Annotated in this window: 17 protein-coding genes; 9 read left to right on the plus strand and 8 right to left on the minus strand. The window is 68.7% G+C overall.

All coding sequences use genetic code 11. The features are described from left to right. Positions 1 to 21: 21 nt before the first annotated feature. Entirely contained in the window at positions 22 to 600 is a 579-nt protein-coding gene (locus QMZ16_RS05730) for a hypothetical protein (protein WP_282602478.1), read from the minus strand. Positions 601 to 708: 108 nt separating this feature from the next. Further along, on the minus strand, positions 709 to 2,091 hold the full coding sequence (locus QMZ16_RS05735) for an L-serine ammonia-lyase (RefSeq protein ID WP_282602479.1): 1,383 nt from the start codon (positions 2,089 to 2,091) through the stop codon (positions 709 to 711). Between the two features lie 255 nt (positions 2,092 to 2,346). Here QMZ16_RS05735 and dusB point away from each other — a divergent pair, with 255 nt between their 5' ends. The 9 genes from dusB to hflX all read left to right on the plus strand — a co-directional run bounded on the left by dusB (position 2,347) and on the right by hflX (position 14,431). Then, complete coding sequence (dusB, locus tag QMZ16_RS05740; RefSeq protein WP_282602480.1) at positions 2,347 to 3,351, plus strand: tRNA dihydrouridine synthase DusB; 1,005 nt, start codon at positions 2,347 to 2,349, stop codon at positions 3,349 to 3,351. Next, positions 3,348 to 4,463, plus strand: a complete 1,116-nt coding sequence (locus QMZ16_RS05745) for an ATP-binding protein (RefSeq protein ID WP_282602481.1) — start codon at positions 3,348 to 3,350, stop codon at positions 4,461 to 4,463. The genes dusB and QMZ16_RS05745 overlap by 4 nt, the downstream gene beginning before the upstream one ends. An 11-nt stretch (positions 4,464 to 4,474) precedes the next feature. After that, entirely contained in the window at positions 4,475 to 5,929 is a 1,455-nt protein-coding gene (locus QMZ16_RS05750; protein WP_282602482.1) for a sigma-54 dependent transcriptional regulator, read from the plus strand. A 96-nt stretch (positions 5,930 to 6,025) separates the two neighbouring features. Continuing rightward, entirely contained in the window at positions 6,026 to 8,263 is a 2,238-nt protein-coding gene (locus QMZ16_RS05755; RefSeq protein WP_348984654.1) for an ATP-binding protein, read from the plus strand. Next, positions 8,260 to 9,651 (plus strand): sigma-54 dependent transcriptional regulator, encoded by a 1,392-nt coding sequence (locus QMZ16_RS05760; RefSeq protein WP_022706607.1) that lies wholly within the window; start codon positions 8,260 to 8,262, stop codon positions 9,649 to 9,651. The genes QMZ16_RS05755 and QMZ16_RS05760 overlap by 4 nt, the downstream gene beginning before the upstream one ends. A gap of 82 nt (positions 9,652 to 9,733) precedes the next feature. Further along, positions 9,734 to 11,110, plus strand: coding sequence for a Trk system potassium transporter TrkA (gene trkA, locus QMZ16_RS05765; protein ID WP_022706606.1), 1,377 nt, complete (start codon positions 9,734 to 9,736; stop codon positions 11,108 to 11,110). 11 nt (positions 11,111 to 11,121) lie between these two features. Then, positions 11,122 to 12,744 (plus strand): potassium transporter TrkG, encoded by a 1,623-nt coding sequence (locus QMZ16_RS05770; RefSeq protein WP_022706605.1) that lies wholly within the window; start codon positions 11,122 to 11,124, stop codon positions 12,742 to 12,744. A 118-nt stretch (positions 12,745 to 12,862) separates the two neighbouring features. After that, on the plus strand, positions 12,863 to 13,096 hold the full coding sequence (hfq, locus tag QMZ16_RS05775) for an RNA chaperone Hfq (RefSeq protein WP_022706604.1): 234 nt from the start codon (positions 12,863 to 12,865) through the stop codon (positions 13,094 to 13,096). Continuing rightward, positions 13,097 to 14,431: a GTPase HflX gene (gene hflX / locus QMZ16_RS05780; RefSeq protein WP_282602484.1), complete on the plus strand. Its 1,335-nt coding sequence runs from the start codon at positions 13,097 to 13,099 to the stop codon at positions 14,429 to 14,431. It begins immediately after the preceding gene. Between the two features lie 43 nt (positions 14,432 to 14,474). Here hflX and QMZ16_RS05785 read toward each other — a convergent pair whose 3' ends face one another. From QMZ16_RS05785 to QMZ16_RS05810, 6 genes are all read right to left on the minus strand, one after another. Next, positions 14,475 to 15,386, minus strand: a complete 912-nt coding sequence (locus QMZ16_RS05785; RefSeq protein ID WP_022706602.1) for a carbohydrate kinase — start codon at positions 15,384 to 15,386, stop codon at positions 14,475 to 14,477. A 24-nt stretch (positions 15,387 to 15,410) separates the two neighbouring features. Beyond that, the gene (locus QMZ16_RS05790) at positions 15,411 to 16,577 is read right to left on the minus strand and encodes a zinc ribbon domain-containing protein (RefSeq protein ID WP_282602485.1); all 1,167 of its coding nucleotides are present in this window, start codon (positions 16,575 to 16,577) and stop codon (positions 15,411 to 15,413) included. Positions 16,578 to 16,579: 2 nt separating this feature from the next. Continuing rightward, on the minus strand, positions 16,580 to 17,713 hold the full coding sequence (locus QMZ16_RS05795; protein ID WP_282602486.1) for an SPFH domain-containing protein: 1,134 nt from the start codon (positions 17,711 to 17,713) through the stop codon (positions 16,580 to 16,582). A gap of 58 nt (positions 17,714 to 17,771) precedes the next feature. Then, positions 17,772 to 18,812: a DUF2927 domain-containing protein gene (locus tag QMZ16_RS05800; RefSeq protein WP_282602487.1), complete on the minus strand. Its 1,041-nt coding sequence runs from the start codon at positions 18,810 to 18,812 to the stop codon at positions 17,772 to 17,774. A gap of 2 nt (positions 18,813 to 18,814) precedes the next feature. Further along, positions 18,815 to 19,984 carry a toxic anion resistance protein gene (locus QMZ16_RS05805; protein ID WP_022706598.1) on the minus strand — a complete coding sequence of 390 codons (1,170 nt, stop codon included), beginning with the start codon at positions 19,982 to 19,984 and terminating at the stop codon, positions 18,815 to 18,817. 127 nt (positions 19,985 to 20,111) lie between these two features. After that, positions 20,112 to 22,298: a 3-hydroxyacyl-CoA dehydrogenase NAD-binding domain-containing protein gene (locus tag QMZ16_RS05810; protein ID WP_282602488.1), complete on the minus strand. Its 2,187-nt coding sequence runs from the start codon at positions 22,296 to 22,298 to the stop codon at positions 20,112 to 20,114. Between the last annotated feature and the right edge of the window lie 5 nt (positions 22,299 to 22,303).

Here is a 22,303-nt window from a genome sequence, read left to right on the forward strand (position 1 = left end):
CTTTCCCTTGGGGGCGGGGGCTCAGCCCTCGGTCGCCTCGGCTTCCGTCTCGGCGGTCTGGGTGGTCACGGTTGCGGTCTGGCCGCAGCCCGCCAGCTTCTGGCCGCGAACGGTCAGGCTGGCGGTCAGCGGGAATTTCTCGTCGGCCATCGTGTCCTGGCATTCCTGCGCGCGCAGGTTCACGACGAAGGGACGGCCATCCAGCACGCCCACATATTCGACGCCGTCCGCAAACACGATGCGGTTGACCGAGATGCCGCGACCGGCCTGGTTCTCGGGGGTCTTGTAGGTGGCGGTGCCGTCGCTGATGTCCACGCGCCAGAAGGGCTCGTTGCCGCGGGCGATGAAGGCCCGGGCGTTGTAGGTCACAGGCTCGGCGCCGGGGATGACGCGGGGGGCCTCGGCGCCGGTCTCGATCGGCTGTTCCAGCGGGCTGACCGCGGGGGCGCGGGGCTGGGCCGGCTCCTCGGGTTCGGGCTCGGGCTGCTCGATGCCGATATTGCGGCGCAGATCGGTCATGGCGGCGCTGTCGCAGCCTGCCAGCGGCAGGGCGATCAGGGCAAGAAGGGCGAGGCGCGCGGGTGCGGGACGCAGGGTCATGGGTTCCGGCCTTTGTTCTTCGGGATCGATCACTGTCACGACAGCGTTAGCAATCGCCGCCCCCTTGGGCAAGCTCCGCCGCCCGTTCGGGGCCCGCGCAGGCGGCTTTCAGCAGTTCGGAACGTTGACCGCCAGCCCGCCCAGGGACGTCTCCTTGTACTTCTCGCTCATGTCGCGGCCGGTCTGGCGCATGGTCTCGATCGCGGCGTCCAGGGGCACGATGTGATCGCCGTCGCCGCGAAGCGCCAGGCTGGCCGCGCTGACGGCCTTGATGGCGCCCAGCCCGTTCCGTTCGATGCAGGGCACCTGCACCAGCCCGCGCACGGGATCGCAGGTCATCCCCAGGTGATGTTCCAGCGCGATCTCGGCGGCGTTCTCGACCTGGGTGGGGGTGCCGCCAAGGACGGCGGCCAGCCCCGCGGCGGCCATCGCGCTGGCGCTGCCCACCTCGGCCTGGCAGCCGCATTCCGCCCCCGAGATCGAGGCGTTGTGCTTGATCAGCCCGCCCACGGCGGCGGCGGTCAGCAGGAAATCGGGCAGCAGGCGCAGTGACGCGCCGGGTACATGGTCCAGCCAGTACTTCACGACGGCCGGCAGCGTGCCCGCCGCGCCGTTCGTGGGCGCGGTCACGACCTGCCCGCCGGCGGCGTTCTCCTCGTTGACGGCCATGGCATAGGTGGACATCCAGTCGTTCACCACATGCGGCGCGGTCATGTTCATGCCGCGTTCGTCCAGCAGCGCGCGGTGGATGCCGGGGGCGCGGCGGCGCACGTTCAGCCCGCCGGGCAGCGTGCCCTCGGTCGCAAGCCCCCGGTCCAGGCAGTCCGACATCGTGGCCCAGATCCGGTCGAGCCCCTCGGCCAGGTCGGTGCGGGACCGGAAGCACAGCTCGTTCTCTTCCTTCATGCGGGCGATGGACTTGCCCGATGTCGCGGCCATCCGCAGCATCTCGGCCGCGGTGGCGAAGGGAAAGGGGACCGCGCTTGCGGCATCGCTGCGGTCCTGGTCGCCGCGCTTTTCCAGTTCCTCGGGCGTCATGACGAAGCCGCCCCCGATGGAATAGTAGATCCGGTGGAAGATCACGTCGCCCTGCGCATCGGTCGCGGCGATGGTCATGCCGTTCGTATGGCCGGGCAGGGGGGTGTCGTAATCGAAGCGCAGATCGGCATCGGGATCGAAGGCCAGCGGCTGCAGGTCGGGCGGCGTCAGGCGGCGTTCGGCGCGGATCGTGGCCAGCGCCGCCTCGGCGCGGTCCTGGTCCATGCGTTCGGGCGTGAAGCCCTGCAGCCCCAGGATCGTCGCGCGGTCGGTCGCGTGCCCCTTGCCGGTAAAGGCCAGGCTGCCATGCAGGCTGACCCGGACCCCATGCGCCGCGAAGGGTTGGGCGCGCAGCGAATCGAGGAACCGCGCCGCCGCGATCATCGGCCCCATGGTATGAGAGGATGAAGGTCCGACACTGACCTTGAAGAGGTCGAAAACCGACAGGAACATGCTGCCCTCGCTGCCTTTCGGGGTTGCGCTTTGCGGGTCATCCAAGCACGACGACCCCCGTGCCGCCATGCCGCCCGCGACCATTTCGCCCATCGGTTGCGACATCGCAACGCGGTTCGGGTGGGCTGTCCAGTCTGCCTAATATTATGGCATTGTGCACAATTAAAGATCAGCTAAGCCCCGCCTGCGAAATAGGCAGGGGGCAGCCACTCTGCCCGCCTTGCGGGCGATAGCGGCCAAGGTGAAGGAAAAGTCATGCAGCGACCCGAACCGATCATACTGGGAAACAACGCGCTTGGGGCGCCCGTCTTCCTTGCGCCGATGGCGGGGATCACGGACCTGCCGTTCCGCCGGGCCGTCGCACGTTTCGGCGCGGGCCTTCTGGTCAGCGAGATGGTCGCATCGTCGGAAATGGTCACGCCGCGCCCCTCGACCCGCGCCGCCGTCCGCGCCAAGGCCCTGACCGAGGGCGCCCTGCCCGTCAGCGTCCAGATCGCGGGCCGCGAGGCCGCCGCCATGGCCGAGACCGCCCGCATCGTCGAGGGCATGGGCGCGCGGATCATCGACATCAACATGGGTTGCCCCGCCAAGAAGGTCACGGGCGGTCTGTCGGGCTCGGCGCTGATGCGCGATCTGGATCACGCGCTGGGCCTGATCGACGCGGTGGTCGGCGCAGTGGACGTGCCCGTCACGCTGAAGATGCGGCTGGGCTGGGACGAGACCTGCCTGAACGCGCCCGAACTGTCCGCGCGGGCCCGCGATGCGGGTGTCTCGATGCTGACGGTCCATGGCCGCACGCGGTCGCAATTCTACAAGGGGCAGGCGGACTGGAACGCGATCCGTGCCGTGGCCGATCTTCCGAACCGCCCGCCGCTGGTCGCCAATGGCGATATCGTCGACGCCGACAGCGCCCGCCGGGCCTTTGCGCAATCGGGCGCGGATGCGGTGATGATCGGGCGTGGCGCGCAGGGCCGTCCCTGGGTGCTGGCGCAGATCGCGCATCAGCTGTGGGGCACTCCGGCGCCCGTCATCCCGCAGGGCGATGCGCTGGCCGATCTGGTGGCCGAACACTACGAGGACATCCTGGATTTCTACGGCCCCGAGCTGGGCCTGCGCGTCGCGCGCAAGCATCTGGGCTGGTATGCCGAGGCGAACGGCGCCCCCCTGCGCGCGGACCTGCTGCGCGCGCCCACCCCCGAGGCGACGCTGGCGCTGATCCGGCGTGCCTTCACCCAGACCGATACCGAGGCTGCCGCATGACCTCACCGCGCCCCCGCGATTTCGTCGAGGCCGATCCCGGGCCGGGCTGGCACGCCCTGCCGCTGCCCGCGGTGATCCTGGATGCCGAGGGGCGCGTGGCCGCGATGAACGACGCGGCGGAACTGTGGCTGAACCTGTCGCGCACCTGGTCCCTGGGCAAGCATCTCGAGGGCGACGAGATGGCGACCCGCCTGCGCATCGCGCCCCCCATCGGGCCGCTGGTCGGGCGCGTGAACGCCAGCGAGGAGGCGTTCTTCCACAGCCATGTCGTCTTCGACATCGGCGATCGCGCAGGGGGGCACAGCTCTCGCAGGGCGGCGGTCCATGCGGGGCCGCCGGGGCATGGCGGCGGCGTGGCCAGCCTGCTGATCGTCCCCGACGAGGCCGAGGGCCTTCATCAGACCCGTAGCGCCCGCAGCGTCGCCCGCAGCGCCATCGGCATGGCCGAGATGCTGGCCCACGAGATCAAGAACCCGCTGGCGGGCATCCGCGGTGCCGCGCAGCTGATGGGCATGAACGCATCCCCCGAGGATCGCGAGATGGCCGAGATGATCGTCAGCGAAAGCCGCCGCATCGTCGCGCTGCTGGAACAGGTCGAAAGGTTCGGCGACACCTCTCCGCCCGCCTTGGGCGCGCTGAACGTGCATGACGTGCTGGAGCAGGTGCGCCGCTCGGCGCAGGTCGGCTTTGCCAGGGACGTGAAGATCGTCACCGATTACGACCCCTCGTTGCCCCCGGCGCTGGCCGATGCGGACCAGCTGATGCAGGTCTGCCTGAACCTGGTCAAGAACGCCGCCGAGGCGCTGAAGGGCAAGGCCGGCGGCACCATCCGGCTGCACAGCTTCTACGACCACACGCTGCGGCGTCCCCCCAGCGATACCGACCCGGCAGGCCGCGCGCTGCCCCTGCAGATCGAGATCGAGGATAACGGCCCCGGCTTCCCCCCCGAGATCGCGGACCAGGTGTTCGAGCCCTTCGTCTCGGGGCGCGAGAACGGTACCGGGCTGGGGCTGGCGCTGGTCAGCAAGATCGTCACCGACCACGGCGCGCTGATCCGGGTGGACAGCCGCCCCGGTCGCACCGTCTTCCGAATTTCACTGCCCAAGGCATAAGGACCTGAATCATGGACGGAACAGTTCTGATCGCCGATGATGACCGCACCATCCGCACGGTGCTGACGCAGGCGCTGACCCGCGCGGGCTGTCGTGTCCATGCCACCGGCAGCCTTGCGCAGCTGGCGAAATGGGTGGACGAGGGCCGCGGCGACCTGGTCATCACCGATGTCATGATGCCGGACGGCAACGGCATCGACCGCATCCCCGCCATGCGCGAGGCCCGGCCCGACCTGCCCGTCATCGTGATCTCGGCGCAGAACACCATCGTGACGGCCATCCGCGCGACCGAGGCCGAGGCGTTCGAGTACCTGCCCAAGCCCTTCGACCTGCCGGACCTGATGACCAAGGCGAACCAGGCCCTGTCGCGCCGCCCGCGCAAGTCGGACCCGGTCCCCGAGCCGCTCCAGATCTCTCGCGAGGCGGCGGATCCGGCGATGCCGCTGATCGGGCACGCGCCCTCGATGCAGGCGCTGTTCCGCATGGTCGCGCGGGTGCTGAACGCCGACCTGGCCGTGATCATCGCGGGCGAGGCGGGGGTCGGCAAGACGACCATCGCGCGCAGCTTCCACGAACTGTCGGATCGCCGCGACGGGGGGCTGGCCTTCCTGACCTCGGCCGATGCGGGCGAGGACGCGGTCGCCCGCGCCGCCGAAAAGGCCCGCGGCGGCACCATCGTGATCGAGAACCCGGCAGGTTTCGACACCGCCGCGCAGGCCCGCCTGATCGGCCTGATCGAGGCGATGGAGACCGGCCCGGACCGCGCCAACGCGCCGCGCATCGTCGCGACCACCGGTCCCGATCCGCAGGCCGACGTGACCGCGGGGCGGCTGCGCTCGGACCTGTACTATCGCCTGGCGGGGGTGACGATCAGCGTGCCGCCGCTGCGGTCGCGCGTGGACGATATCCTGCCGCTGGCCAGCCACCTGCTGGCGCGCGCGCAGGCGCATGGCCTGCCCGAGCGTGCCCTGTCGGACGATGCCGCGGCCCTGCTGCGCGCCCATCCCTTCCCCGGTAACGTCCGCGAGCTGGAGAACATGATGCGCCGCCTGGCCCTGACGGCCAGCGGTCCCGCCATCAGCCTGGACGAGATGCGCGAGGCGCTGTCCCAGCATGGCGGCGGCGGTCGCGCCCCCGCCCCGCAGGCGGCCCCCGTCATGCAGGCCGACCTGTCCGAGCCCGCATCCGCGCCCATGCCCGCGCATGGCACCGGCGCCAACCTGTCGGATTCCGTGGAACAGCATCTGCAGCGCTATTTCGACCTGCATGGCGACAGCCTGCCGCCCCCGGGCCTCTACGACCGCATCCTGCGAGAGGTCGAGCGTCCGCTGCTGCAGGTCGCGCTGGATGCGACCGGCGGCAACCAGCTGCGCTGCGCCGATCTGCTGGGGATCAACCGCAATACGCTGCGCAAGAAACTGACCGAGCTGAATATCGAGGTGACACGGCGCCGCAAACTGATGTAAAACCGCCACAGGGGCGCAGCGCGGATACAACGCGCTGGCCATTCTGGAAGCCGCGTCAGACGGCGAGTGGGGGTTATGTCGGGCCTGGTTGCAGGTTTGAGCTGGGACAGGTTGGCGCGTCTGCGCCTTCCGCGTCACTGGCGTGGCGCGACCACGTGGATCGTGCTGGTCAGCGGGCTGCTGCTGGCCCTTGCCACATTCGCCGTGATGACGCCCTTCGGGCGCGACTGGCCGGGGCACATGCTGCGTGCGGTGCTGCTGGCCGATCTTCTGTACCTGCTGGTCCTGGTGGCCTTCATCGTGGCGCGGATGGCGCGGCTGATCTCGGCCCGCAGGCGCGCGGCCCCGGCGGCGCGGCTGCATGCGCGGCTGGTCGCGATCTTTGGCGGCCTTGCGCTGATCCCGACGGTGCTGGTGGCGCTGTTCGCGGGCTTTCTGGTGAATATCGGCCTGGAAGGCTGGTTCTCGGACCGGGTGCAGCAGGTGGTGACCACCTCTCAGGCGGCGGCCGAGGCGTACCAGGCCGAACATCGCAGCGACCTGGCCGAGGATGCGCGCGCCCTTGCGGGGGTGCTGATCCAGGCGGGCCGCGCGAACCCCCTGATCGAGGATGGCGAGATGCGCCAGCTTCTGACGCAGGGGCAGGGGCTGATCCAGCGCGGCCTGCGCGAGGCCTATATCATCAACGGCGCGGGCGAGATCCGCGCGCGCGGCGAACGCAGCTACTTGTTCTGGTACGAACAGCCCGTCAGCGACGACCTGGACCGCGCCCAGACCGAGGGGCTGGTCCTGATCGAGGATTGGGACAATGACGAGTTCCGCGCCCTCGTGGCGCTGCCGCCGCTGGCGGACCGGTATCTCTATGTGACGCGGGACGTGGATGGAGATCTGCTGGGGCTGGTGGACGACACCCGCGCGACGGCGGGCGACTATCGCCAGCTTGAAGAAATGCGCAGCCAGGTGCTGCTGGAATTCTCGTTGGTCTATCTGGGCTTTGCGCTGCTGCTGGTCGCGGTGGCGATCTGGCTGGGCCTGTGGTTCGCAAGCCGCCTGTCGCGGCCCATCGGGCTGCTGGCGCAGGCCTCCGAACAGGTGGGCCGGGGCGATCTGGACCTGCAGATCCCCGAACCCCGCACCGGCGACGAGATCCAGACCCTGGGCCAGGCCTTCAACCGCATGACCCGCCAGCTGAAGGCGCAGCGCGAGGAACTGGTCGAGAGCTATCGCGCCAGCGACGAGCAGCGGCGCCTGTTCGACAACGTGCTGGGCTCGGTCACGTCGGGGGTGATCGGGCTGGATGCCGCCGGAGAGATCGACTTCGTCAACCGCTCGGCCAGCCGCCTTCTGGGGCTGGACCCCAAGCTGGACATCGACGCCCTGCTGTCCGAGGTCGTCCCCGAATTCGAGCCGCTGTTCGAGAAGCTGTCGTCATCCGTGGCCGAGACGGTGCAGGACGAGGTGCGCCTGATGCGCCACTCGCGGCTGGAGAGCCTGCTGGTCCGCATGGCCGTGCGTCGCGGCAACGATGGCGCGCTGGAGGGATACGTGGTGGCCTTCGACGACGTGACCGAGCTGGTCAGCGCGCAGCGCATGGCCGCCTGGGGCGATGTCGCCCGCCGCGTCGCCCACGAGATCAAGAACCCGCTGACGCCGATCCAGCTGTCGGCCGAACGCCTGCGCCGCAAGTTCGCGCCCATGGCCCCCGAAGAGGACCGCCCCGCGCTGGACCAGTATGTCGAGGTGATCATCCGCCAGACGAACGACCTGCGCCGCATCGTGGACGAGTTCAGCCGCTTTGCCCGCATGCCCGAACCCGACCGCGCGGAAACCGACCTGGCGGCCCTGCTGTCCGAGATCGTGATCCTGCAGCAGGACGCCCTGCCGGGGGGCATCACGACCGACATTCCGGCCCAGCCCGTCATCGTGGATTGCGACGCGGGCATGCTGCGGCAGGCGCTGACGAACATCCTCAAGAACGCGGGCGAGGCCGTCGAGGAGAAGGCGTCCGAGGCACCCGAGGGCTGGCAGCCGCGCATCTCGGTCGCGCTGATCGCCGAGCCCGAGATGGTGGTGATGCGCGTGACCGACAACGGTCCGGGCCTGCCCGCCGACCGGTCCCGCCTGTTCGAGCCCTACGTGACGCTGAAGGCGCAGGGGACCGGGCTGGGCCTGCCCATCGTGAAGAAGATCGTCGAGGAACATGGCGGCAGCCTGACCCTGACGGACGCGCCCGACGACCAGGGCGCGATGGCCGAAATCCGACTGCCGCGCGAACGCCATCCGGTGCGCGCGGCCAAGAAGAGCAGACAGGAAAGCAGCGAGGCGAGCGCATGAGTGACATCCTGATCGTCGATGACGAACGCGACATCCGTGAACTGATCTCGGACATCCTGAAGGACGAGGGCTTCGAGACCCGGCTGGCGGCCAATTCCGACGAGGCCATCGGCGCCCTGAACGAGCGCGAGCCCTCGCTCATGATCCTGGACATCTGGCTGAAGGACAGCCGCATGGACGGGATCGACATCCTCAAGCAGGTCAAGCGGAACAATCCCGACGTGCCGGTCATCATCATCTCGGGGCATGGCAATATCGAGATCGCCGTCGCCGCGATCCGGCAGGGGGCCTACGACTTCATCGAGAAGCCGTTCAACATCGACCAGCTAATGGTCGTCATCAACCGCGCGACCGAGACCAGCCGCCTGCGCCGCGAGAACAGCACCCTGCGCCGCGGCGAGGGGCGCAGCACCGAGATGCTGGGCCAGTCGGTCGCCTTCAAGCGGCTGCGCGACGGGCTGGACAAGGTGGCCAAGTCGAACGGCCGCGTCATGCTGTCGGGCGAACCCGGCACCGGCAAGGAACTGGCCGCGCGCTATATCCACGCCCACAGCCCGCGCGCGCAGGCGCCCTTCGTGACCGTGCCCTGCGCCACCATCGAACCCGAGCGCATGGAAGAGGTGCTGTTCGGCCGCGAATCCCCCGAGCGCGGGGTCGAGCCGGGCCTGCTGGAACAGGCACATGGCGGCATCATCTATTTCGACGAGGTTGGCGACATGCCTCTGGGCACCCAGCCCAAGATCCTGCGCGTGCTGACCGAACAGCAGTTCATCCGCGCTGGCGGCACCGACCGGGTGCGCGTCGACCTTCGGGTCCTGTCCTCGACCAACCGCGACCTTCCGACCGAGATCGCCGCGGGCCGCTTCCGCCAGGAGCTGTACGACCGGCTGAACGTGGTCCCCATCGCCGTGCCGTCCCTGGCCGACCGGCGCGAGGATATCGGCCACCTGGCCCGCCATTTCATCGAGCATTTCCACCAGCACCAGGGCCTGACGCCCCGCGACCTGCCCGAAGAGACGGTGGCCGCGCTGCAATCCATGCGCTGGCCCGGCAATATCCGCCAGCTGCGCAACGTGATCGAACGCGTGCTGATCCTGGCCGAAGGCCCCGGCGCGATCCAGCCCGCCGAGCTGGAGCCGCAGGGCGCCACCCCCGAGAACGGCGACGCGCTGAGCCTCGGGCCGCAGATCACCTCGATGGCGCTGCGCGAGGCGCGAGAGCTGTTCGAGCGCGAATACCTTGTCGCGCAGATCAACCGCTTTGGCGGCAATATCAGCCGCACCGCGCAATTCGTGGGCATGGAGCGCAGCGCATTGCACCGCAAGCTGAAATCCCTCGGCGTCGTCGGCGGCGCGCGCAGCGACGACGAGATGGTGGTCGGCAAGTAGTGCCGCGCTTGCGCGCCCGTGTCCCCCGGCATAGGCAGGGGGGATCGGGTGCGTCACGCGCCGGGCCATTCGGGGGCGACACATGAAGATCATCATCTGCGGAGCAGGGCAGGTCGGCTGGCAGATCGCGCGCCACCTGGCAGGCGAACGCAACGACGTGACGGTGATCGACAACAACCCCGAACTGATCCGCCGCGCGACCGACACGCTGGATGTCCAGGGCGTCAGCGGCTTCGCCAGCCATCCCGACATCCTCGACCGCGCGGGCGCGCGCGATGCCGACCTGATCATCGCCGCCACCCATTCGGACGAGGTGAACATGGTCACCTGCCAGGTGGCCCATTCCGTCTTCCAGGTCCCGCGCAAGATCGCCCGCCTGCGCAGCGCGGCCTATCTGGACGCGATCTACAGCGATCTCTATCGCACGGAACACCTGCCCATCGACGTGGTCATCAGCCCCGAGCAGGAGGTCGCGAAGGCCGCGCTGCAGCGCCTGTCCGCGCCCTCGACCTTCGATGTCGAGACCTTCATGGACGGCAAGATCCAGCTGCTGGGGATCGACCTGGAACCCGACTGCCCGGCGCTGAACACGCCGCTGCGCCAGCTGACGGAACTGTTCTCCAGCCTGCGGGCCATCGTGGCGGGCGTGCGCCGCGAAGGGCGTCTGTTCGCGCCTGAACCGGGCGACCAGCTGTTCGCGAACGACCAGATCTATGTCTTCGCCCATGCCGAGGATGTGGGGCGCACGCTGGACATCTTCGGCAAGCCCCCCCAGAAGCAGGAACGCCTGACGATCATCGGGGCGGGCAATGTGGGCCTGTCGGTCGCCCAGACGCTGGAGCGGCGCGCCGACCGCATCCGCGCCAAGCTGATCGAGCGTGACCGCGGCCGCGCCGAATTCGCCGCCGACCGGCTGGAACGGACCATCGTGCTGAACGGCGACGGGCTGTCGGCGGAACTGCTGGACGAAGCGGGCGTGCCGCGCGCGGATGCGGTGCTGGCCGTCACCGACGACGACAAGACGAACATCCTGGCCTCGGTCCGTGCCAAGCAGTCGGGCGCGAAGATGGCCATCGCGCTGATCAACGACCCGACGCTGGTGCCGCTGATGGGGGCGCTGGACATCGACGCCTATATCAACCCGCGCGCGACCACCGTGTCCACGATCCTGCGCCATATCCGCCACGGGCGCGTGCGCGACATCTATTCCGTGGGCGATGCCGAGGCCGAGGTGATGGAGGCGCAGGTCCTGTCGACCAGCCCCATGTCGGGCCGCGCGATTCGCGACATCGAATTCCCCGAGGGGGCGCTGCTGGGCGCAGTGCGCAAGGGCGACCGCGTGGTGAAGCCCACCGCCGACACCCGCATCGAAGAGGGCGACATCGTCCTGATCTTCGCCCTGACCCATGACGTCCCCGAGGTCGAGCGCCTGCTGCAGGTCTCGATCGACTTCTTCTGAGGGCGCCCGCGATGCTGCGCACCCTGTCCCGGCTGCCGCTTCTGATCCTGCTCAGCGCGGGGGTGGCGCTGATGATGCTGATCCCGGCCTCCTATGCCTCGGTGACGGATCACGACGCCATCGCGCGGACCTTCCTTTATGCCGCGCTGCTGATCCTGATCGTCGGCGGGCTGATCGGCCTTGCGACCCATGCCAACCCGCGTCCGCAGAAATCCCGCGAGACGCTGCTGACCATGCTGGGGGTCTTCGGCCTGCTGCCCGTGCTGATGGCCTTTCCCTTCGCCGAGAGCCTGCCCGATACCGGCTATGTCAACGCGTGGTGGGAAATGGTGTCCTCGCTGACGACGACGGGGGCTTCGCTCTATTCGGCGGACCTGCTGCCCGAACCGCTGCATCTGTGGCGCGCGATGGTCGGCTGGATGGGCGGGTTCTTCATCTTGGTCGCCGCCGTCGCCATCCTGGCGCCCCTGCGCGTCGGCGGGTTCGAGATCATGGCAAGCCCGTCTGGCCGCGAGGAATACCGCGAGAGGCTGCCGAAATCCTCGGACCCCCGCACGGTGCAGCCGCATCTGTCGGACCCGGTCTATGACAGCCCGCTGGCCGATCCCGCCCTGCGCCTGCTGCGCGCCGGGGCCGAGGTGGGGCCGATCTACCTGGTGCTGACGCTGGTCCTGTGGGTGGGGCTGCTGCTGCTGGGCGATCCCTCCTTCCTCGCGCTGACGCGGGCGATGGGAACGCTGTCCACCTCGGGGATCTCGCCCGTGGTCGGCCCGCCGGGCGAGGTGTCGGGCGTCGCCGGAGAGATGCTGGTCTTCGTCTTCCTCGTGCCCGCGCTGTCGCGGCGCTTCTGGCCGGGCGGGGCCGAGCTGCGCGCCACCGACAAGCTGCGCGACGATCCCGAACTGCGCATGGCGTTCGGGCTGGTCGCGCTGGTGACGGCGGTGCTGTTCCTGCGCCACTTCCTGGGCGCGATCGACCTGGGCGACCAGCGCCCCGACCCGCTGCAGCGCATCGCATCGGGGCTGTCGGCGCTGTGGGGGGGGATGTTCAACGCGCTCAGCTACCTGACGACGACGGGCTGGAACTCGGTCAGCTGGCAGGGCGCGCGGTCCTGGTCGGGGCTGACCGCGCCGGGTCTGATCCTTGCGGGGCTGGCGATGATGGGCGGGGGCGTCGCCACGACCGCGGGCGGGGTCAAGCTGCTGCGCGTCTATGCCCTTGCCCGCCACGGAGAGCGCGAGATGGAGCGCATCATCCACCCCAGCTCGGTCTCGGGCGGGGGGCGCATCGCAAGGCGCCTGCGCCGCGAGGGGGCCTATCTCGCCTTCATCTTCTTCATGCTGTTCGCCACCTCGATCGCGGTGGTCGTGTCGCTGGTTTCGATCCACCAGATCGAGTTCGAGACCGCGACGATCCTGTCCATCGCCGCCCTGACGAATACCGGCCCGCTGGCAGGCGCGATCCCCCTGACGCCCGCATTCGAGGGGACGGCGGGCATCGCCTCGGCCCCGTGGGAGGGGTGGTCGGGCCTGCCCGACTTCACCAAGGGGGTGCTTGCCATCGCGATGATCATGGGACGGATCGAGACGCTGGCCCTGCTGGCCCTGCTGTCGCCGGAATTCTGGCGCCGCTGAGGCCGCAGGGTCGCAACATGTCGATAATATGATGGTTCTTGCCCGGCGTGCTTGCATGGGGTGGCGCTACGGCCTAAGTGTTGAACCGATCGGGACAGTGACAAACGGACGACAGATAATGGCCGGTGAAAAACAGAACCTTCAGGACGCATTTCTCAATCATGTCCGCAAGGCGAAGGTGCCTGTCACGATTTTCCTGATTAACGGCGTCAAGCTGCAGGGCGTGATCACCTGGTTCGACAATTTCTGCGTCCTCCTTCGTCGCGACGGACAGTCGCAGCTGGTCTACAAGCATGCCATCAGCACGATCATGCCGGGCCAGCCCATCAATCTGTATGAATCCGAGGACTGATTGGCCGAGCCGACCTCTACCGAAGCCAAGCCGACCCGCGCCTATGTAATCCACCCCGACCTGGGCAATTCGCGCACGCAGCGGCGACAGCCCGAGCATGCGCTGGCCGAGGCCGTGGCGCTTGCCCATGCCCTGCCGGGCATTGAGATCGTGGGCGAGGAAGTGGCGCGGCTGCGTGACCCCAACCCCGGAATGCTGTTCGGCAAGGGCAAGCTTGCCGAGATCCGAGAGCGCCTGGAGGCCGTCGAGGCCGAGCTGGTGCTGATCGACGGTCCGGTGACCCCCGTCCAGCAGCGCAACCTGGAAAAGGACTGGGGCGTCAAGCTTCTGGACCGGACCGGGCTGATCCTGGAAATCTTTGCCGACCGTGCCCGCACCCGCGAGGGCGTGCTGCAGGTGGAACTGGCCGCGCTGTCCTATCAGCGCACGCGGCTGGTCCGCGCCTGGACGCACCTCGAACGGCAGCGGGGCGGTCTGGGATTCGTCGGCGGTCCGGGGGAAACCCAGATCGAGGCCGACCGCCGCGCCATCGACGAACAGATGACGCGCCTGCGCCGCCAGCTGGAACGCGTGGTCAAGACGCGCACGCTGCATCGCGCGGCGCGCGCCAAGGTGCCCTATCCGATCGTCGCGCTGGTGGGTTATACCAACGCGGGGAAATCCACGCTGTTCAATCGCCTGACCGGGGCCGAGGTGATGGCCAAGGACATGCTGTTTGCCACGCTGGACCCCACGATGCGCGCGATCCGCCTGCCCGATGCGGGGGGCGGCAATTCGGGCCGCAAGATCATCCTGTCCGACACGGTGGGCTTCATCAGCGACTTGCCGACCGAACTGGTCGCCGCGTTCCGCGCCACGCTGGAAGAGGTGCTCGAGGCCGATCTGATCCTGCATGTCCGCGACATCAGCCACCCCGAGACCGAGGAACAGGCCGGCGACGTTGCCGACATCCTCGAAAGCCTGGGCGTGGACGAGGACGTGGCCCTGATCGAGGTCTGGAACAAGATCGACGCGCTTGGCCCCGAGACCCGCGCCGCCCTTCAGCGGACCGATGCGCGGACCGAAGGGGTGCAGGCCGTCAGCGCCCTGTCGGGCGAGGGGCTGAACGCGCTGATCGGCGCGATCGAGACGCATCTGGAACAGGCGCTGGACGAGGCGCGCGAGGAGGCTCAGGTCGTGCTGGATTTTGCCGACGGTCGCCGTCGCGCATGGCTGCACGAGGCCGGTGTCGTCGAACGCGAAGAGGCGGTCGAGGATGGCCTGCGCCTGCATCTGCGCTGGACCGCAAGACAGCGCGCCGGTTTCGAGGCGTTGGATCAGCCGGACCAGGAATGAGAAAGGGGCCCGTAGGGGCCCCTTGTCGCATCTGGCAGTCGCTTCAGGCGGGCATCTCGTGCGCCCAGGGCGGGTTCGCACCCGCGCGCGACACGGTGACCGAGGCCGCCTGCGCCCCAAGCGTCAGCGCCGCCTTGATCTGTTCGGGCGTGATCGCCGCCAGCGCCGCCTTGGACAGCAGCCCCTGCTGGGACAGGCTGGCCATGAAGCCCGCATTGAAGGTGTCACCCGCGCCGATCGTGTCGGCGACCGTCGTGCGGACGGCGGGGGCATTGACGGTTTCGCCCGCCCAGAAGGCGCGTGCGCCGGTCTCGCCGCCCGTCAGCAGGACCATGCGCGGGCCGGATGCCAGCACCTTGCGGGCGGCATCCTCGGGGGTCAGGTCGGGATGCAGCCATTCCAGGTCGTCCGCCGACAGCTTGACGATGTCGGCCATGGGCAGGATGCGGTCCAGGCGGGCGCGGAAGGCGTCGGGCTGGGTGATGAAGAAGGGGCGGATGTTGGGGTCGATCATCACCACGCGGTCGCCGTGGTGATCCGCGATCAGCGATTCCACCGTCGCGCCGCAGGGATCGGGCACCAGGCTGATGCCGCCCGCGAACAGGGTCGTGACCTCGTCCGGCAGGGGGGCGATGTCGTCGCGCGTCATCATGCGCCCCGCCGATCCCTCGTCATAGAAGGAATAGCGCGCATCGCCGTTTTCCAGCGTCACCAGCGCCAGCGTGGTCAGCCGGTCGGTGCGCGGGCACAGATCGGTGTTCACACCGGCCTCGGCCAGGGGGCGCAGGATCTGTTCGCCGAAGGGGTCGCGGCTGATCGGCCAGAGATAGCCCGCATCGACGCCCAGACGCCCGAGCGCGATGGCCGTGTTGAACACCGCCCCGCCTGCCAGCGGGCGGAAGCTGCCGTCCTGCGGCACCATGTCGATCAGCGATTCACCGGCACACAGGATCATGGGTCCCCTCCATTGGCGTGGTTCTCAGCGCGTGAAATACAGGATAATCGCTAGCGCTACCAGCGCCGCGACCGCCGCACCGGCGATTTTCCATGCGGACCACGGACGTTCGCCCATGACGCGGCCGGACTGGCCGTTCACGACGAAGCGGAAGCTGCGCCCGTTATAGCGGTATGCGGCGGTCCAGATCGGCAGCAGGATGTGCTTGAACGTCTCGGCGTCGAATTCGCTGGCGATGCTGTCGATGCGCTGCCGGTCGCCGCCGATGTCGCGCCGCACGTCGCCCTCGATCACGCGGGCCATCTGCGCGCGGGCTGCGCCATGCCCGTCCGCAAGGGCGACGGTATAGCCCTCGGCCTCGAACCCGGCCAGGAAATCGGGGCGATAGACCGCAAGATGGGACAGGTCCCAAGGCGCCATCGCACCGGTGAAGCGCTGCGGCAACGCGGTCGAGGCAGGCACCAGAACGTCGTTGAAGCTTCGGGCCACGCGCCCCCGCGCCGGCCGCCAGCGGACCTTGGCGACGCGCCGGGCGACGCGGCGCGACTTGCCGTTCACCGTCTCGGTCACCCAATGGGTTTCGTAATAGACATCCCCCCGCTGCCCGGAATAGCGCGAGCGGCTGTCGGCATCGAAGGTCCAGAACGGCGAATAGACCCCGGTCAGGTGCTTGTCCTTGCGGGCATAGGCGACCAGCCCGGACGGCGCGAACCACAGCCCGCCCAGCCAGTCCGACATGGCCTTGCGGGCCTCGGCCTCGGTCAGGCGAAAGGGCAGCACGGCCTGCGGCTTGATCCGCCGCGTGGCGCCCGTATCGGTGACGACGGGCGTGGCGCAGAAGGGGCAGGCGCTTGCGTGATGCGTGTCGTCCAGATCGACCCGCGCCCCGCAATTGGGACAGGACAGGGTGCGGACCTCGTGGACGATGTCGCCGCCGTCGCGATCCAGATGCAGGCCGTGCTCCAGCGGGATCTCGGCCAGTTCGGGGGTCTTGTGGGCGGCATCCCATTGCAGGGCGGGGTCGGCAGGACCGGCATCCGGCTGGCGGCCCGGCGCGCGTGCATCGCCCGGACCGATGGGCTGCACATGGCCGCACCAGTCGCAGACCATTTCCCGCTGGCCCGGGCGAAAGCGCAGGCTGGCCCCGCAGCGGCTGCAGGGAAAGCGGTGTTCCTGCGTCTGATCCGTCATCTTCAGGCGTTGGGCAGGGGCGGCGGCATCATGGTGAACAGCTGCGCCAGCTCGTCGATCTCTTCGGCGGGCAGCCAGCCGTCCTGGCCGGGGGTCCAGACCAGCGTGTCGCGGGCAAAGCTGCCATCCGCGATCAGGCGACCCAGATGGCCGCGACCGAAGGGCCCCTGCGCCTGGCCGCCGATGGCGATGTGCCACACAGTCTCGACCGGCTTGCCGGGCAGGGGCGGGGGCGTGGACCGCGCGGGTTGGGGGGCGGGTTGCTGCGCCGCCTGCTGCGGAACGGCGCCCCAGGGGCCGCGCATGGTCGCGCCCATCGCGGCACCCATCGCCGCGCCGAAGCCCGCGCCCGCGCCGCCCTGGTTCTGCGCGGCGGACAGCATCGCCTCGGACGCGGCATATTGGCCGAAGCGGTCCAGATCGCCCACGATCCCCATCGAGGTGCGCTTGTCCAGCATGGCCTCGACCTCGGCGGGCAGGCTGACATTCTCGATCCAGAACTCGGGCAGGGCGATGCCATAGCTGTCGATCACCGGGGCGATGGCCTTGGCGACAAGCCGCGCCAGCTGATCGGTATTTGCGGCCATGTCCAGAACCGGGATCCCCGAGGAGGCAATGGCGCGCGAGAATTCCTGCACGATCACGTTGCGGATCTGGAAGGCGATCTCGTCGCGGGTGAAGTCGCCATCGGTGCCGACGATCTCGGACATGAAGCGGGCGGGGTCCGTCACCCGCATCGAATAGGTGCCATAGGCGCGCAGGCGTACCGGGCCGAATTCGGGATCGCGCGCGATGATCGGGTTGCGCGTGCCCCATTTCAGGTCGGTGAAGCGCGTCTTGTCGACGAAATACACCTCGGACTTGAAGGGGCTGCGGAAGCCGTGATCCCAGTGCTGAAGCCGCGTCAGCACCGGCAGATTGTTCGTTTCCAGCAGGTACAGGCCCGGCCCGAAGACGTCGGCCAGCTGTCCCTCGTGGACGAAGACGGCGGCCTGTCCTTCGCGGACGGTCAGCTTCGCGCCGTACTTGATCGCGCGTCCGACCGTGTCGAAGCGCGAGACCATCGTGTCGCGACCGTCATCGACCCATTCGATGATCTCGATGAATTCGCCGCCCAGAATGTCGAAGATGGACATGGCTTTCCCCCGTTCAGGCTGTCCCGCGCCCCATGTATGGGACGCGGGCGGCACGGGATCAAGCTTCGCGGGCCAGAAGCTCGGCCGCGATGCGGCGGACGATGGGACCGGCCTCGGCCTCGGTCATGCCGGGGCGCAGGCGGGGATCGTAGAGGATCTTCAGCAGCAATTCGTCGTGCCGGGTCAGCAGGGCGAATTCCTCGTCGTCGTTGAAGACCGAGGGCCGCGCGGCGGGGCTGTCATTCGACAGGCCCATGCCCTGCGCCAGTTCCTCGTGGATGCAGGAGGTCCGCAGCAAAGGCGGCAGCTCGGCCCGGATCACCGCGACGGCATGGACGTAATCCGAGGCACCGCCCCGGCTGTAGGCGAAGACCGTGCAGCTGATCGCGGCGGGCAGGCCGGTCAGCACGTCGATGTCGCGGGCGGGGATGCCGGGCACCAGCTCGGCAATGCGCGAGGATGCCTGGCGGCGCTCGTCCTCGGTCATGACCAGCACGACGAAATTGCCGCCGCTCCCGGTCAGCGACACGGGATGGCCCGTCGCGTTCGACAGCGTGCCGGCCATCTGCGCCAGTTCGGACCGCCACAGGGCGCGGTCGCCCGTATCCTTGCTGGTGCCGAAATCGGGCTGGATGCGGACCGGCTGCGACCAGCGCCGCAGCGGCGCGCTGCGGGCCTTCGCCACGATGCCGTCGGCGGTGGGGCTGTATTCGTCCTGCAGCGCGATGGCCATGAAGTTCCGGGCCAGCGTCTCGGCGTCGATGGGCGCGTCCAGCGGCACGCGATCGCGCCGCAGGCGGCCGCGCGTCAGCAGACGCGCCTCGACCGAGGCATAGTATTGCCGCTGCGCGTCGCTGACATCCGACCCCGTCGAGGCCGCGCTCTGGGCGTTGGTCTGACGGTTGCGTTCGGCACGGGCCTTGCGCAGCTCGGCCTGGCTGGGGCCGGGATCGGGGCGGGCCTCGCCCAGCCCTTCGGGGGTGGGCAGGGGCCGCGGCGACAGGGCGGGGTCGGCGCCCCGGTCGCAGGCCGCCAGAACCATCCCGCCGACAAGTGCCGCCAGAACGCCCGGACGCAGCCGGGCCAGCAATTGCGTCATGGTCAGACCGCCTTGCCCGGGGCCGGACGAGCGCGTGCGGCCGACAGCGTGTCGCGCAGCTCGCCCTCCATCCGGGTCAGTTCCTCTTCGGCGGCGCGACGGCGCGTGCGGCCTTCGTCGGCGATACGCAGGCTGTCCTCGATCGTCGCGATCAGCTGGGCATTGGCCGACTTGACGGCCTCGATGTCGAAGACGCCGCGCTCGGTCTCGGTGCGGATCTGGGCGTTGGCGCTGCGCAGGTTGTCGGCATTGCGGGTCAGCAGCTCGTTCGTCAGGTCGCCCGCCTCGCGGACGGCGCGCGCGGCCTCGGCGCTGCGCTGGATGGTGACGGCCTGCGCCAGCTGGGTTTCCCACAGCGGCACCGTGTTCACCAGGGTCGAGTTGATCTTGGTGATCAGCGACTTGTCGTTCTCCTGCACCAGCCGGATCGAGGGCAGCGACTGCATCGTCACCTGTCGCGTCAGCCGCAGGTCGTGGACGCGGCGTTCCAGGTCGTCGCGCAGCGTGCGCAGGTCGCGCAGCTCCTGCGCCTCCATCACCTGCTCGCCCTCGGGGCGGGCGGCGACCTCCTCGACCTTGGCGGGGATGACCTGCTGGTCCAGTTCGCGCAGCTTCGCATCGCCCGCCGCGATATAGAGCGCGAGTTCGTCGTAGAAGTTCAGCGTGCGGTCATAGAGCAGGTCGAGCGACTTGACGTCCTTCAGCAGCGTCTGCTCGTGGCTTTCCAGTTCGGCCGTGATGCGGTCGATCTGGGTCTGCACCTTCTCGTAGCTGGCGACGAACTTGGCGAAGGGCGCGGCGCGGCCCAGCAGCTTCTCCCACCAGCTGCGGGTGCGGCGCACGTCCAGCTCCTGGGTCGAGAAGCCGCGGATGGTGGTCACCACCTCGCGCAGGCTGTCGCCGGCGGGGCCTGCATCCTTGCTTTTGACATCGGACAGCATCTGCTGGCTGATCTGCTGCAGATCGCCTTGCGCGCGCGTGCCGAAACGCAGGATCGAGCCGCTGTCGCCCAGGTCGATCTCGTCCATGCGCTTGCGGATCTGCGCCTCGGTCGCGGGGTCGGTGGCGTCCAGCGCGGTCTCTGCGGGGGCGGGTTCGGGAAGGGCCGTCGCGGCGACCGTCTCGATATCTTCGCGCAGGGCCTCGGCGCGGCGGCGAATCTCGTCACTCATCACAAATTTCCCTGTTCTGCGGCGCGGACGACGATGTCGCGCCTTTCGCATCGCAGCATATCGGGGATATCGGGTTTCGCAACGTGACAAGGGGGCGAATTGATCGCCCCCTTGCAATCATGACACGTCAGGCGGCCTGGGACTTCGCCCCGAAGCGACCATAGAAGCTGTCGCCCTTCTCGGCCATCTCGCGCAGCAGGGCGGGGGCCGCGAAGCGGGCGCCGTGGCGTTCGGTCAGGCCGTCGCAGATTTCCACCGCGCGGGCGGCGCCCAGCATGTCCAGCCAGCCGAAGGGGCCGCCCGACCAGGGCGCGAAGCCCCAGCCCAGGATCGCGCCGACATCGCCTTCGCGGATATCCTCCAGCACGCCCGATTCCAGCGCGCGCACGGCCTCCAGCGTCTGGGCGAACATCAGGCGGTGCTGCACCTCTGTCAGTTCCGGCTGATCGTCCGCCTGCGGATAGCGGGCATCCAGTTCCCCCCACAGGCCCTGGCGCTTGCCCTTCTCGTCATAGTCGTAGAAGCCCGCATTCGCCTTGCGGCCCATGCGGCCCGCATCGGCCATGGCAAAGATCACCTCGTCGACGGCCCCGTCGGGATAGGCGTCGCCCATCGCCGCGCGCGTGGCTTTGGCGATCTTGACGCCCAGGTCGATGCTGGTCTCGTCGACCAGCTGCAGCGGCCCGAGGGGCATCCCCATCATCTTGGCGGCATTCTCGATCAGGGTCGGGTTCACGCCCTCGCCGACCATGCGGATGCCTTCGTTGATATAGGGGATGATGCAGCGGTTGGCATAGAAAAACCGTTCATCATTGACCACGATGGGCGTCTTGCGGATCTGGCGGACGAAATCCAGCGCCTTGGCGACGGCGCGGGGACCGGTCTCGCGGCCCTTGATGATCTCGACCAGCAGCATCTTGTCCACCGGGCTGAAGAAGTGGATGCCGATGAACTGCTCGGGGCGGCTGCTGGCGCGGGCCAGATCGCTGATCGGCAGGGTCGAGGTGTTGGTCGCGAAGATCGCATCCTGCGGGATCACGGCCTCGGCCTTCTTGGTCACCTCGGCCTTGACGGACGGATCCTCGAACACGGCCTCCACGATCAGGTCGCAGCCCTTCAGCGCGTCGTAATCGGTGGTGGCGGTAATGCGGCCCAGCACCTCGGCCTTCTTCTCCTCGGTCGATTTCTTGCGGCTGATGGCCTTGTCCAGCAGCCCTTCGGAATAGGCCTTGCCCTTGTCGGCGCTGGCCTGCGCCGCGTCGATCAGCACGACCTCGATACCCGCCATCGCGCTGACATAGGCGATGCCCGCGCCCATCATGCCCGCGCCCAGGATACCGACCTTGCGGACGGTCTGATCGGGGGCCTCGGGGCGGTTCGCGCCTTTTTCCAAGGCTTCCTTGTTGATGAACAGGCTGCGGATCATCGCGCTGCTCGACGGGTTCATCAGCACGTTGGTGAACCAGCGGGCCTCGATCTTGAGCGCCTGGTCGAAGGGCACCATCGCGCCTTCATAGACCGCCGACAGCAGCGCCTTGGCCGCCGGATAGACGCCCATCGTCTTGCCATGGATCATCGCGGACGCGCCGACGAAGGTCATGAAGCCCGCGGGGTGGAAAGGCTCGCCCCCCGGCATCTTGTAGCCCTTGGCGTCCCAGGGCTTGACGATATCGGCATCGGACGCGGCCAGCACCCATTCGCGGGCGGCGGTCAGCGGATCCTCGGAGACCTCGTCGATCAGGCCGGCAGCCTTGGCCTTCTTCGGGTCCGACAGCTTGCCTTCCAGCAGGAAGGGGGCCGCGGCCATCGCGCCCAGCTTGCGGGCAAGGCGGGTGGTGCCGCCCGCGCCGGGGAAGATGCCGACCATGATTTCCGGCAGGCCGATCTTGGCCTTGGCATTGTCGGCAACAAAGATGCGATGCGTCGCCAGCGGCAGTTCAAGACCGATGCCAAGCGCGGTGCCCGGCAAGGCCGCGGCGATGGGCTTGCCGCCCTTCTTGGTCTTGCGGTCCATGCCCGCGAGTTCAATCTTGCGCAGGAGGTGGTGCAGGCCCATCACGCCGTCGAACACGCCCTGCGCGCCACCGGCCTCTCGCATGCCAGCGATGACGTTCAGATCCATCCCGGCGGCGAAATCCTTCTTGCCGCTGGTGATGACGATGCCCTTGACGGCATCGTCGGCCAGCGCGTCGTCGATCAGGTCGCTGAGGGTGTTGGCGCCCTCCATCGACAGCACGTTCATGGATTTGCCCTGAACGTCCCAGGTGATGATCGCGGCGCCGTCGGCGCCTTTCTCCATCGTGAAATCGGTCATGGTCT

The sequence above is a fragment of the Paracoccus sp. PARArs4 genome (assembly GCF_947311865.1).
In the GTDB taxonomy this organism is placed as follows: Bacteria; Pseudomonadota; Alphaproteobacteria; order Rhodobacterales; family Rhodobacteraceae; genus Paracoccus; species Paracoccus zeaxanthinifaciens.

Bases quoted from the DNA above. Each gene is read 5' to 3' on its own strand.
- QMZ16_RS05730 (WP_282602478.1), bottom strand. From the start codon at position 600: ATGACCCTGCGTCCCGCACCCGCGCGCCTCGCCCTTCTTGCCCTGATC.
- QMZ16_RS05735 (WP_282602479.1), bottom strand. From the start codon at position 2,091: ATGTTCCTGTCGGTTTTCGACCTCTTCAAGGTCAGTGTCGGACCTTCA.
- dusB (WP_282602480.1), top strand. From the start codon at position 2,347: ATGCAGCGACCCGAACCGATCATACTGGGAAACAACGCGCTTGGGGCG.
- QMZ16_RS05745 (WP_282602481.1), top strand. From the start codon at position 3,348: ATGACCTCACCGCGCCCCCGCGATTTCGTCGAGGCCGATCCCGGGCCG.
- QMZ16_RS05750 (WP_282602482.1), top strand. From the start codon at position 4,475: ATGGACGGAACAGTTCTGATCGCCGATGATGACCGCACCATCCGCACG.
- QMZ16_RS05760 (WP_022706607.1), top strand. From the start codon at position 8,260: ATGAGTGACATCCTGATCGTCGATGACGAACGCGACATCCGTGAACTG.
- trkA (WP_022706606.1), top strand. From the start codon at position 9,734: ATGAAGATCATCATCTGCGGAGCAGGGCAGGTCGGCTGGCAGATCGCG.
- QMZ16_RS05770 (WP_022706605.1), top strand. From the start codon at position 11,122: ATGCTGCGCACCCTGTCCCGGCTGCCGCTTCTGATCCTGCTCAGCGCG.
- hfq (WP_022706604.1), top strand. From the start codon at position 12,863: ATGGCCGGTGAAAAACAGAACCTTCAGGACGCATTTCTCAATCATGTC.
- QMZ16_RS05785 (WP_022706602.1), bottom strand. From the start codon at position 15,386: ATGATCCTGTGTGCCGGTGAATCGCTGATCGACATGGTGCCGCAGGAC.
- QMZ16_RS05790 (WP_282602485.1), bottom strand. From the start codon at position 16,577: ATGACGGATCAGACGCAGGAACACCGCTTTCCCTGCAGCCGCTGCGGG.
- QMZ16_RS05795 (WP_282602486.1), bottom strand. From the start codon at position 17,713: ATGTCCATCTTCGACATTCTGGGCGGCGAATTCATCGAGATCATCGAA.
- QMZ16_RS05800 (WP_282602487.1), bottom strand. From the start codon at position 18,812: ATGACGCAATTGCTGGCCCGGCTGCGTCCGGGCGTTCTGGCGGCACTT.
- QMZ16_RS05805 (WP_022706598.1), bottom strand. From the start codon at position 19,984: ATGAGTGACGAGATTCGCCGCCGCGCCGAGGCCCTGCGCGAAGATATC.
- QMZ16_RS05810 (WP_282602488.1), bottom strand. From the start codon at position 22,298: ATGACCGATTTCACGATGGAGAAAGGCGCCGACGGCGCCGCGATCATC.